The organism is Cedecea sp. NFIX57 (assembly GCF_900177785.1).
Lineage (GTDB): Bacteria > Pseudomonadota > Gammaproteobacteria > Enterobacterales > Enterobacteriaceae > Cedecea > Cedecea neteri_C.
On record NZ_FXAS01000014.1, the window covers coordinates 56,747 to 69,566 of the forward strand.

General features: G+C 55.7%; 10 protein-coding genes. All 10 read right to left on the bottom strand.

Annotation, left to right across the window (positions count from 1 at the left end):
• Positions 1–11 precede the first annotated feature (11 nt).
• Positions 12–611 (bottom strand): KpsF/GutQ family sugar-phosphate isomerase, encoded by a 600-nt coding sequence (locus tag B9Y90_RS13775; RefSeq protein ID WP_085541557.1) that lies wholly within the window; start codon positions 609–611, stop codon positions 12–14.
• Entirely contained in the window at positions 608–2,245 is a 1,638-nt protein-coding gene (locus B9Y90_RS13780) for an FGGY-family carbohydrate kinase (RefSeq protein WP_085541558.1), read from the bottom strand. Before B9Y90_RS13780 ends, B9Y90_RS13775 begins: the two co-directional genes overlap by 4 nt.
• Before the next feature lie 16 nt (positions 2,246–2,261).
• Complete coding sequence (locus B9Y90_RS13785) at positions 2,262–3,215, bottom strand: ABC transporter permease (RefSeq protein ID WP_085541559.1); 954 nt, start codon at positions 3,213–3,215, stop codon at positions 2,262–2,264.
• A gap of 1 nt (position 3,216) precedes the next feature.
• Positions 3,217–4,206, bottom strand: a complete 990-nt coding sequence (locus B9Y90_RS13790) for an ABC transporter permease (RefSeq protein ID WP_039296197.1) — start codon at positions 4,204–4,206, stop codon at positions 3,217–3,219.
• Positions 4,199–5,698, bottom strand: coding sequence for a sugar ABC transporter ATP-binding protein (locus B9Y90_RS13795; RefSeq protein WP_085541611.1), 1,500 nt, complete (start codon positions 5,696–5,698; stop codon positions 4,199–4,201). The genes B9Y90_RS13790 and B9Y90_RS13795 overlap by 8 nt, the downstream gene beginning before the upstream one ends.
• Before the next feature lie 107 nt (positions 5,699–5,805).
• Positions 5,806–6,789, bottom strand: coding sequence for an autoinducer 2 ABC transporter substrate-binding protein (locus B9Y90_RS13800; RefSeq protein WP_008459446.1), 984 nt, complete (start codon positions 6,787–6,789; stop codon positions 5,806–5,808).
• A 383-nt stretch (positions 6,790–7,172) separates the two neighbouring features.
• On the bottom strand, positions 7,173–7,595 hold the full coding sequence (locus tag B9Y90_RS13805) for a DoxX family protein (protein WP_039296191.1): 423 nt from the start codon (positions 7,593–7,595) through the stop codon (positions 7,173–7,175).
• Positions 7,596–7,725: 130 nt separating this feature from the next.
• Positions 7,726–9,141: an OprD family outer membrane porin gene (locus tag B9Y90_RS13810; RefSeq protein ID WP_085541560.1), complete on the bottom strand. Its 1,416-nt coding sequence runs from the start codon at positions 9,139–9,141 to the stop codon at positions 7,726–7,728.
• 70 nt (positions 9,142–9,211) lie between these two features.
• Positions 9,212–11,410 (bottom strand): alpha-galactosidase, encoded by a 2,199-nt coding sequence (locus B9Y90_RS13815; protein WP_085541561.1) that lies wholly within the window; start codon positions 11,408–11,410, stop codon positions 9,212–9,214.
• A complete protein-coding gene (locus B9Y90_RS13820) occupies positions 11,407–12,798 on the bottom strand; it encodes an MFS transporter (RefSeq protein ID WP_085541562.1) in 1,392 nt (463 codons plus the stop codon). Before B9Y90_RS13820 ends, B9Y90_RS13815 begins: the two co-directional genes overlap by 4 nt.
• Positions 12,799–12,820: the final 22 nt, after the last annotated feature.

A 12,820-nucleotide genomic window follows, 5' to 3' on the forward strand; every position in this document is an offset into this window, starting at 1 on the left:
GGGAGCCTTTTTTATTTCTGCTGGCTTAACGTCAGCCCGACATCCCCACCGGGATGAACGGCGAGCAGCGTCTCTTTCGAATAACCGCTCTCGCTCATCAGGCAGGCGCAGGCGGCATCAAAAATCGCCAGCGCCAGGATTATCGACGTGGTCGCCAGCATATTCAGCGGATCCATTTCCTGCTTCACGCCGGTAGAAATCACCAGACTGGCCGCTTTGGCGATGGCCGAATCCGGGTTTTCGGTCACGCTAATCAGCGGTACGTTTCTGGATGCCAGGCCCGGCAGCAGCCGCGTCAGTTCGTCGGAATTCCCGCCCCTGGAAAGCATGATCATCAGATCATCCGCACGTAAAAAGCCCAGATCGCCATGCGCTGCGTCCGTCGCGCTGAGATAAATGGCCGGGTGTTCGACGCAGGCCAGCATATGGGCAATTTTCCTCGCGGCGATGCCGGAAGTGCCGACGCCGGTGACCACAATCTTGCCTTTGCAGTTTCTCAGTTCGGCCAGCAAGGCGAGCCACTGCGGCTCGCTCAAGTGCTGTTCCAGAGCCGCAAGTTCGCGACTACAGGTTTCCCATGCGTTTACGGCCTGCTGCCAGGAGGCACTCATGCTTCCTCCTGCATCAGCTGGCGGTATTTCATGTGGTCGAGGTACATCTCGTGGAACACTTTGTATTTCCGGTCGTAGTACTGCTTGATGCGGTTAGTCTGCGGTGTGACCGTTTTGCCAATGCGGCTCATGACCGACATCGCTTCCGGGAAGGAGTCAAACACGCCCGCCGCCACTGTGCCCATTATCGCGCTGCCCAGCAGCATCGCCTCGCTCTCTTCCGGCAGCAACATCGCGCAGCCGGTGGCGTTGGCGTGCTCCTGAACGAAAATTGGGTTTTTGGTGCCGCCGCCGCTCGCCATGATGGTGTCGATGGTGTAGCCGCTGTGGTTCATGGTTTCGATAATATGGCGGGTACCAAGCGCGATAGCCTGAATCGTCGCCAGGTACTGCAGCGCCATATCTTCCGGCGTGCGGGAAAGCTTCAGCCCGCTGATGACGCCGGTTAGCGTCGGATTGGCGCGCGGGGAACGGTTGCCGTGGAAGTAGGGCAGGATGTGCATATCCTTCGTCAGGAAGGCGATGTTTTCCGGCTCCCCGGCCATTTTACGCAGCAGGGCGTTCAGCAGTTCGTAAATGGTTTGCCCCTGAGTCTTCGCCTGGGCAAGCAGCGTCTCATAGCAAGGGTGAGACTGAATAATATGGTCGATAAGCGCCCCGGTGGCCGACTGGCCGCCTTCGTTTAGCCAGTAGCCCGGCAGCACGGCGGAGTAGTAAGGCCCCCAAACGCCATTAATAAAACGCGCTTCTTTTGAAATGGCCATATGCCCGGTTGAGGTGCCGCCGATGAGCGCCACGCGGCGGTCAAAATCTGCCACTTCGCCTGAAACGCCACAGGCGCCGAGCGTACCGAGCGTGCCGGCATGGGCATCAATAATCGAGACGCTGACGGCGGTGCCGGCAATCAGTCCCATCTCGCTTGCGGCGCGCTGCGTCAGGCCGTGGCCCAGAGGCTCGCCCATGGTTTTCACATAGCGGCCAATTTTTTCTGCATCGTGCTCCAGCAAATCTTCCAGCCCAATCTGGCGGAAATAACTGCTGTCCCATTTGTCTTCGTGGCCCATGTAGGTCCATTTACAAACGGTGGAACAGAGTGAGCGGGTATCATCCCCGGTGGCGCGCCAGGTCAGGAAGTCCGGCAGGTCAAAATAGTAGCCCGCGTTCGACCAGGTATTCGGCATGTGCTGTTTAAGCCACAGCAATTTTGGCGTCTGCATTTCCGGGGAAATAATCCCGCCCACGTAGTCCAGCACGCGGTGGTGCAGGGCGTTAATTCTGTCGGCCTGGGTGATGGCGCGGTGATCCATCCACACAATGATGTTCTGTCCGCTGCGCCCGGAAGGGCTGATGGTCAGCGGCTTGCCTTCTTTATCCAGCACCACCAGGGAACAGGTGGCGTCGAATCCCAGCCCTTTTACCTGAATCGGATTAATGTCGGCCTGGTTAACCGCATCCCGCACCGCGTTGCAAACCGCCTGCCAGATATTGTCCGAGGATTGCTCAACGAAGTCCGCCTGCGGGCGGTAAATCTCAATCGCCCGGCTTGCCTCGCCGACCATTCTGCCATTCAGGTCAAAGACGCCCGCGCGGGCGCTTCCCGTCCCTACATCCACCCCAATGAAGTAACTCGCCATAATGATTCTCCTGAACTCAGGCTTTACGATTCTGTAATGCAATAAAGAGGATCAGCACCGCGCCCCAGAGCGCCATGGTCAGATAACTGCTGATCCCCAGCAAATTAAAGCCGCTTTCCAGCATTTGCAGCACGATGAGCGCCAGCACCAGGCCGATAATGCGGCCAAAACCGCCGTCCGGGTTTATGCCGCCCAGCACCGAGGCAAGAATGGTGACCAGCAGGTAAGACTCACCGTACCCGGCTTTGGCGGAGTTAAACTTGGCCATCATCAGAATGGCCGCCACCCAGCCGAGCAGGGCGGAAATCACGTATACCGATATCTGCACCCGCACGGTGTTAACGCCGCTGTAGCGAGTGGCCTGTTCGTTGGAGCCGACCAGATAAAGGCTGCGCCCCAGCGTGGTGTGCTCCAGCAATACCCAGAGCAGAACGGCAACCAGCAGGAACAAAAGCAGCGCAACCGGAATGCCAAGCAATGTGGCGTTGCCCAGGTACTGAATCGCCGTGGGGAAGCCGGAAATCACCGTGCCGTTGGACAGCAAAATATTGAGGCCGGAAATCAGCGTCATGGTGCCGAGCGTAGCCAGAATAGGCGAAACGCCGACCCAGGCGACCAGCGCGCCGTTTAGCGTGCCGATAGCCACCGCCACGGCAATACCCGCCAGCAGCGCCAGCGCGAAGAACAGCGGGTTATCCGGGTGGCTGACGATAATGGCCGCCATCACCAGCGAACAGGCGTTCGCCCCGGCAATGATCGACAGGTTGATCCCGCCGGTCAGCATCGTCATCCCCATGCCCAGCGCCAGCATGCCAAGAATAGGTAACTGAGAGCCGATGGACTGGAAGTTGGCCAGACTAAAGAAGCGCCCGCCCAGCAGCAGCGAAAATGCCACGGCGACCACCACAATAATCACGCACTGCAGCCGGATGATGGCATCACCGGGTAAAAATCTGGCGAAGGTTTTCATCTCAAAGCTCCCTTGCGAGTTTGCGTTTTTCATTCCAGGCCGTGGCGCTGATGCTGACCAGGATAATCACGCCGCTGAACACGGCGTGCCAGTAGGAGGACACGCTGAGTAGCGTCAGGCCATTTTGTAAGAATGCCAGCAGGATAACCCCGAGCAGCGTGCCGGTGAGCGTCCCGCGCCCGCCGCTCATGCTTGTCCCGCCGAGTACCACTGCAGCCAGAACCGTCAGCTCAAAGCCCAGCAGCGAGTTTGGCGCGACAGACTGGGTGATCTGCGCCTGAACGACGGCGGCAATACCCGCCAGAATGCCCATATAGCCGTAGACATAGAAGTGCAGCTTAAGCAGGTTCATCCCCAGACGGGACGCCGCCTCGCGGTTGCCGCCCATGGCATAAATCTGGCGGCCAAGGCGCGTGTAGTTCATCAGCACGGCGGTAAAGATAATCACCGCGGCCAGGCACAGCAGCGGCAGGGTCAACCCGTACTGGTAACCGTCTTTGGCGGTGAAAGAGAACCAGTTAATGCCGTTCATAAACCAGTCCGGGAAGCCGTACAGCCAGGTGCCTTTGGTGAGATAAACCAGCAGGCCGTAGTAAACGTTGAGGGTGGCAATGGTGATGATAATTGCCGGGACCCGCAGCCAGTAAACCAGGAAGCCGTTGATAAGCCCGAGCAGCAGCCCGACGGCAATCGAAATCACCAACGCCAGCGCAAAATTACCGCCGTGGGCGATCACCCAGCTTGCCATTACGTACTGGGCAATGGCGGTCATCGCCGGGAACGAAATATCAATTCCCCCGGAAATAAGCACGACGAACAGCCCGCAGGCCAGAATGCCGAGAATGGCGTAGCTGGTGGCAACGTCCGTCAGGTTACCGAGGGACAAAAACTCATCGGTGCTGATGCTCAGGCCAACGGCCAGCGCCACCACCAGAAGACCCAGCCAGAATTCATGTTGCCCGGCCAGGCGGGAAAGACGAGGGTTATTCATTGACCACCTCAGCAATGTCCTGCTCGCTACTGCGATGAGGATTAAACTCTGCGACCAGTTCACCCCGACGCATCACCAGCACGCGGTGGCTGTTGTAATACGCTTCAGGGATTTCATCGCAAATCATCAGTACCGCCAGCCCCTGTTCCGCCAGAGAACGGGCGATTTGGTAAATGCCTTCTTTGTTGGCGATATCCACGCCCACCGTGGGTGAATCGAGGATCAATATTTGTGGGTTAGTCGCCACCCATTTGGCGATGGCAATCCTTTGGGCGTTGCCGCCAGAAAGGGTTTTTACCGGCAGCCCGGCATCGGAGACTTTGATGTTTAGCTCACGAATAAGATCGGCCACCAGGTGACGGGCTTTGGCGTGATCGAGCAGGCCACTGCGGGTATGAAGCTTGTCGAAGACCGTGACAATCGTGTTGTCGTAGATCGACTGCTCCATGATCAGGCCTTGTGTCAGGCGATCTTCAGACACATAGCCGATGCCGTGTTTGATCGCATCATGATTATTGCGAAACGTCACCGGCACGCCGTCGATCAGCATTTCACCGCTTTGCGGCTGCGTCATGCCGAACAGGCTCATGCACAGTTCGGTGCGGCCCGATCCGAGCAGGCCCACGATGGAAACAATCTCTCCGCTGCGCAGTGACAGATTGATGTTGTGGTATTTGCCTTTGCGGCTGAGTCCACGCAGCTCCAGCATCGGCTGTTTTTCTACCGGAGGCTTTTCCGGCAACGGGCTGTAGTGGAAGCGTTGCCCGGTCATCAGGAAAGCAAGCTCGTTGCTGTCCAGCTCGCTGGCCTGCCAGGTGCCGACCAGCTTCCCGTCGCGCATTACGCTAATGCGGTCGGCAACTTCCATCACTTCGTCCAGACGGTGGCTGACAAACACCACGCAAATCCCGTCCGCTTTGAGTTCATTCACCACCCGCAGCAGGCCGTTCACCTCCTGGCGGGTAAGCGACGCCGTGGGTTCGTCCATAATGACCAGCCGGGCGTCGGCGGCAATGGCGCGGCAAATAGCTACCAGCTGGCGATCGGCTATCGAGAGTTTTTCGACTTTTTTGTCCGGGTCGAGCGTGACGCCAATGCGCTGCATGGCCGCCAGCGCCTGAGCTTTCATCGCGCTGCGGTTAACCCACAGGCTCCCGCCGGGCTGATAGCGATGCACGGCGATATTCTCGGCCACGCTGAAATTGGGGAACAGCGACAGATCCTGGTAGATCACCTGGATGCCGTAATGGGCGGAAAGCGTGGGCGTCAGGTTGTGAAACAGTTTGCCGTCGAGGGCGATTTGCGCCCCTTTTTCCGGGTGATAGACGCCGGAAATCACTTTGATGATCGTGCTTTTACCGCAGCCGTTTTGCCCGGCCAGGCAATGAACTTCGCCTTTTCTGAGCGTCAGATTGACGTTATCCAGCGCCCGCACGCCCGGGAATTGCTTGCTGATATTCTCAAGAGTGATAAATGCGGATGTGTCGGTCATGGGTAATGCCCCTGCCGGCGCCCGACGTGGGCGCCACAAAATAATCTTGTTGGAGAATGCCGGCCGGCTGACCGGCATTCCGGTTTCCCTGGTGTTGGCGGAGTGCCTTAGAAACCGAGTGACTGAGCGTTATCTTTGGTGACTTCGAGGATCTTGTTAAAGCGGATCACTTTCTTATCCATGTCGACATCGGCTTTGCCCAGACCGTCTATGGTCAGGTCTTTGGTCACGGCTTTGCCCTGCAGCAGCTGATCGGCCACGGTAACCAGTGCGTAACCTGCGTCTTTAGGATCCCAAAGCAGCGCTTTTTTAATGTCGCCGCGCATCAGGTACGGTGCCGCCTGGCCCGGCATGGCGATGCCGACAACCGCCAGTTTGTCCTTCGCGCGTTTTTTCTGTACCGCCTGACCCGCGCCGATTGGGCCGAGGGAACCAAAGCCAATCACGCCTTTCATCTGCGGATACGTTTTCATCAGGTCAAGCGTGGTGGAGTAGGATTTGTCGATGCTCTCCGCGACCGGCAGGCGCGAAGTTACCTCAAACATATCCGGGTATTTTTCTTTCTGGTATTTAATGGCGGAATCCGCCCAGGCGTTGTGCAGCGGCACGGTCAGCGACCCGACGTAAATGGCGTAGCCGCCTTTGCCGCCCATGTCTTTCGCCAGCTCGTCCATGTTGGCCTGAGCATATTTTTCGCTGTCGATGGTTTCGATATCCCACTGGCCGATCTGCTGATCAGGGGATTCATGCGTCAGCACCACGATGCCCTGATCGCGCGCTTTTTTCAGCACCGGCTCCAGTACTTTGGCGTCGTTAGGCACCACGATAATGGCGTTCACTTTCTTGGCGATCAGATCCTCAATCACCTTCACCTGCTGAGCCGGATCGGGCGTTGAAGCCCCGGTCTGGTAAGCATTCACGTTGAGTTTTTTTGCGGCTTCGTTGACGCCGGTTTCCATACGGTTAAACCATGGGATCCCGGTGACTTTCGCCACCACTGCGATTTCATACTTATCCGCCGCAACGGCCGTACCGGACAACATGCATGCAGAAATCAGGGTTGCACTGAGTAATGCGAGTTTGAATTTCATAGGTGTACCTTTTTTATTAGGGACTGAGGCATGTCACGGAGAGGAGACTAGCAACGAAGGGAAGAGGGAATGAATCGCAGTTTTTCTAAATGTGATGCACGCCCATAATTGTTTATTTTTAGATCTTATTTAGTTAAGAAATGGTTAAATATATGATGTTTTTTCAAACTGGACGGACAGGGTGGTGTTAATTGATGGTCAAAAATGAAACATATAAATAACAATTTATAAACAATTTGCCGTTCAAGGGATGTTTGGGGCACCAAAGAGGCCGTCAGCCAGCAAAAGAATGTTACGAAATTGTGAGCTGAAGCGTATCAAGCAAAATGGGCGGGAAACGAATGAAAAAGGCCGCATACGCGGCCTTTGAATGAGGAAGGAATTTAGCGCTTGTCGACGGATATCGCGCCAGGGCCGGTTACCGCCAGCAGCAGGAATCCGCCAGCTATGCTGATGTTTTTATAGAAGTTAATCATGTTAGGCATCACGGCATCCCCGGTCATACTCCAGTAATGGTGGCCGATAAGTGCCGTGCCGAGGGTATAAAACACAAACAAAATGGCCAGCGGGCGGGTAAAGAACCCGATGATGACCAGGATCGCAGCAACAACTTCCATAAACACCGCAATCGCGGCGGCAAGCGTAGGCAGTGGGGTGCCAAGATGTTCCATATACGCCACGGTGCCGCTGAATCCGCTGATCTTCGGCAAGCCGAAAATAATGAACAGCAGAATCAACGCAATACGGGCAATAAGCAGGATCAGGGCACGAGATTGACCAAAATCGAAATAGCGTAGTGTGTTCATAGCGGGCTCGCCTGTAGTGGACTCAATTTAAAGTTAATACACAACATCCGAGCCTGCCATTGCCGCTGCGCCTCTACCACGTTGTTTGTGTTAATGAATGTTTTTATTTTTCGATGCTCAATCCGCCGGGTCAGAAAATGGTGAACGGCACAATCACGTTGAACTTAATGTCTATTTCGTCCTGGAACATATTGTTATACCCGCCGCTGTAGTTAGGGTTGCTGCCGTGGTTGTCGTAGTTGATGTAATGCAGATTGAAGAGGGCACCTTTCAGGCGGCCGCTTTGCACGGTGTGGGCAATGTTCAGCGTCCATGCCGACTCATTAATTCGCTGGCTTTGGTCGGCCAGCACGCCGTCCACGGTACAGGTGGTGCAGGGTTTCGCGCCCCAGGCGTAAACATAACCCGCCCCCACTGACCAGCCGGGCAAATCGTAATTTTTCAGGTCATACGTCACGCCGCCGAATATCGATGTTTCGCCGTTGGCATTGAAGTCGGAAGCCGCATCCCACCAGATATCCATGCGCCCGTTAGAGCTGGCGTAAGCCGGGGTGATACGCTGCAGGAAGAAGCCCTGATTGCCAGGGGCGTGAACTGTTTGCGCCTCAAGACGAAAATCAACGGCATCTACGGTATAGCCGAGCGTGATGCCCTGCAGCCACGCCAGCCCGTCGTACTCATCGTTTACCGAACCGTAGGCGGCCTGAGTGTTATTGCCGACTTTATCTTTAGCGCCGTAAAACTGATAGCTGAGGCGTAAGTCTCGCCCCGCCACCGGGAAGCTGTATGAGACTTTGCTCATGTACTGATCCATAAAATCAGCGGCCTGCGCCCAGGAAGCTTCCAGTACCAGCTTGTTTTTAAAGTCGTAACGCAGGCCGATCGCCTGGAGATAATCGACTTTGGTGGCGTTGTCGGCGGCGCGGAATTCGTACATTTCCGTATACCAGGGCGCTTTATATTTATTGGCCCAGAAATAAGAGCCGGACAGCACGCCTGACTCGCCGAAGTCCCAGCGGCCACCGGCCTCTGCGCCCTGATACGCGCCGGGGACAAAGCCCCAATGAACGCCAACCAGCGTCTGCCCGGTGGGCTGGATGTAGCCAGCATGAAGCCAGTAATCGTCGTATTTGAACTTCAGCGCCGCTTTATAAAGATTAAAGCCGCCTTTATCCCCCGCCCAGTGCTCGCCCCAGCGCTGGTTGGCCGCGCTCAGGCCGATTTCATTCGGGTGCGCCGCATTGCCGGTGGCAAGGTTCTCAGCCACAAAACCGGCCACGTCGAAGCCGACGGTATCGGCGATAAACCCGGAGCTAAAATCGAGATTAGCGTTAAAGGTCGCGTGGTGGAGATCTTCGACGTAGCGGCCATAGCTTGGGCTGCCTGGCGTCATATCCCGCTTATCGCGATAGCGCTGAGAGTAATAAACCCCGCCCATCAGGATGGAATCATCGACGAAGCCAGCGGCGTGAGCAGGCGTACATACAGGGAAAATAACTGTGGCTGTTAAACAGAGAGGGCAACAAACAGAGGTTAAATAACGCATAGGGGAATGCCTCTTCCTTGTGAAGATAACAAGACAACGCGTGAAAATCGGGGGCGTTAGCCCCCGCAGTTTATGGCAGGCGAGTCAGGTGCCAGATACGGCTGACGTAGTCGCGGCTGAGGGGAGGATCGACGTAGATCCCTCGATACATCAGCTCGTCGCCGCCTATCGGGCCATTGGCCTGGTCTATCTGATACCGGCTGGAGGGATCCAACCCGGCGAGGCGAAGTTTTCGCAGCGGCGCAGAGGCCTGGCTGACGAGGGAGAAGGCCATCAAAAGGGCTTCACTTTTGTCCGGCGACACGAACATCCATGCGGCAAAATCAGGGTTTTCCCACGGGCTTATCAGCCGCCAGAAGGTGCCGAACTGCAGCAGCTGCCGATGTTTTTTATAGAAGGCGATTTGCTCCGTCACGGCCTGGTCGCGCTCGCTGTCATTGCGCATCAGGTCTAGCATCAGCCCGTAGTTGCCGCTTATGGCAACCGCGCCGCGCATTGCCATGCTGGTGGAACGCCCCATCTGGTGGTTTGGCACCTCTGAAACGTGGGCACACTGCATGATGGGCGGGTAGAGCAGGCTGGTGGAATACTGAATATGCACCCGTGAAGCCGCATCGGTGTTGTCGCTCACCCAGGCCTGAGGCATGTAATACAGCATCCCCGGATCGAACCGGCCCCCGCCGCCGGCGCAGCATTCAAACAGAATGTGTGGGTATCGTTCGGTCAGGGCCTCAAGCAGGGCATAAAGCCCCAGCATATAGCGATGCGCGGTTTCCTGCTGCTGGCCCGGCAGGGCCGTGGCCGAGCCGACTTCCGTCATGTTGCGGTTCATATCCCATTTGATGTAGTCCACCGGATGGGCATCCAGAAACGTACTCAGTTGGGCAAGAATATTGTCGCGTACCTCATGGCGACCCAAATCCAGGATGTACTGGTTACGCCCTTCGGACAGCGGCTGCTCGCCAGCATGAATCACCCAGTCCGGGTGGCTGGCAAATAGCTCGCTGCGGCGAGAGATCATTTCGGGCTCAAACCACAGGCCAAATTTCATCTCCAGTTGATGCACTTTGTCGATAAGCGGCCGCAGCCCGTGGGGGAATTTCTGGCGATTGACGAACCAATCCCCCAATGAAGAGGTGTCGGCATCCCGCTGGCCGAACCAGCCATCGTCGAGCATCAGCAGTTCAACGCCCAGCCGTTTAGCGTTTTCAGCAAAGTGCAGCAGTTTTTGCTCGTCAAAATCGAAGTAGGTGGACTCCCAGTTGTTGGCGAGGATGGGGCGAGTCTGATGTCGATGTTCGCCGCGCACGAGGTTATCGCGGTAGAGCTTATGCAGCGTCTGTGACAGGCCATTCAGGCCAGAATCAGACCAGGCCAGCACCGCTTCCGGCGTCTGGAACGTTTCGCCCGGCGCTAACTGCCAGCCAAAACCGTGAGGGTTAATGCCCAATAAAACTCGTGTCTGGCTGTAGGCATCAACTTCCGTACGCGCGGTAAAATTGCCGCTGTAGACCAGATGTAATCCCCAGGCTTCGCCCTGCATTTCGGTGGTTTCCGGGCGAACCAGGCCAATAAATGGCTGCTGATGGGTGCTGCTCGCCCCGCGCTTGCTATCCAGCACCGTAATGCCAGGATGAAGCGCCTGGCGGTGTAGCTGGCGCTCTCTGGCCCACGCGCCTGGAAACTGAATTTGCTCAAACTCAGCGTCGGAAAAATCCAGCGCGCAGCTCAGAGCACGAAGCAGGCGCGCCGGAACTGTTCCATTGTTGGTAAGACGTGCGTTACGAGTAACAACAGGCTGGTCGCGAAAAATGGTATAGCTCAGTTCGACCTGCAGGCCGGTGACCGGATCGGCGAGCGTGATAACCAGCGTTTCTGCTTCCTGAGGCGTGCCAGCCCAGGTGGCGGGCAGCCCGTCGAGCGTGGGTTTACCTGATTTAATCCGGTGCGAGAGATAGTGCAGGTTGGTGACCTGGTTTCCATCCGCATAGCGCACTTCAAAAGCCGGTTCTCGATAATCTCCCGCGCCGTGGCCTGGGTATTCCTGCAGCACGGTGTCCAGCGAAAACGTTCTGTCAGGCCAGCCGGCAGGCGTCGGCGAGAACGAAGAACGATCCAGTTTCGGATAATCATGCGGCTGGCTACAGTGGGCAATGCGTTTGCCCCAATAGCAGTGCACCAGATACCGATCGTGCGCGATGCCCAGCACATAACTGATTTGGTCGTTATGCAGATGAAAACTCTGCTGCTCAGCGTTCCAGCTAATCATACTTTTGCCTCCTGGGCAGATGCGGCATTGCGTTGGTGAATATCGTCGAGGATTTCGTAGAAGCGCTTCTCGGTTATTTCGTAGCGCGCCAGTGGGATCAGGCTAAGCAGGGTCAGCAAACCGGGAATTAAGGTAAACAGCAGGCCGATCCACATGGCGGTTTCGACGGCCTGAACCTGGTGCGGAATATACCCGGCCCAGGAAAGCATAAAACCACCGATTGCGCCGCCAATGGCACCGGAGAGTTTGGTCTTGAAAATATTGAGTGAGAAAACCATGCCTTCCGAACGGTTGCCGCTACGCCATTCGCCGTACTCAACGCAGTCTGCCACCATCGAATAAAGCGAAATCTGACCAATGCCGCCGCAGAACGGTGCCAGGGCACCGACGGCGAAAATCAAAATAATATTGCTTTGGAAAAAGAACAGCGCCATGCAGGCGAGTCCCATTAGGGCACTGCTATAAATCGCTGTGTTCTTTTTGCCAATTTTGGCCGAAATAAACGGGGAGCAAACCGCCCCTAACACCTGGGCTACCATCGAAACCGTAAGAAACACGCCGAGCATCATTTCAGCGTTCAGGTTATAAATGAAGAAATAGAGCTGGAAAGTACCGCGAATAATGCCGATCATCTCCAGTAAAAACATGCCGATGAGCAATAAACGCAGCGGCCGGTGTTGTTTTAACAGCGTCCAGAAGCCTTTAAAACTCTGCCGCTCTTTGCGAGGCACAACGTGTTTTTCTTTGACGCCAAAAAAGGTAATCAGCATACAGGCGAGAAAAACCAGGCTATAAATCAGCGCCACGCCCCACCAGCTACCAACAAACTTTACCAGCCATAAAGTGGCCGCACTGACGGACAGAAAGCCGAATGTCGCGATGGTTCTTGGGATGGTAATCACCTTGGTTCGTTCCGTTGGATTCTGCGTTATTGCCGCCGACAATGACCAATAGGGAATGTCGATAATGGCAAAGCAAATACTCCATAAGATATAGGTTGAATAGGCATAAACCAGCTTTCCGGCTTCCGATAAATCAGGGCTCAGGAAGCAAGCGACGGTCGTCAGTGACACTAAAATGCTGCCCACTAAAATCCACGGACGGAATTTCCCCATGCGGGTATTGGTATTATCAACCAATATGCCGAGTGCAATATCGGTCGCGCCATCAACCAGTCGTGCAATCAGAAATAATAAACCTACGGCGGCGGCTTTAATGCCAAAACTGTCAGTGTAATAAAGCATCAGGTAAATGGCAATAAAGGCATACATTACGTTGGCACCAAAGCTACCCATTCCATAAGAAATAGCGGTAGACCATGAAACCTTATCGCGGGGGAAGGCTGTTCGTTCCGGTTCCTTTTCTTCACATGCGCGGGCTAATTCCATTTGGAGTTCTCCTGGGTATAGG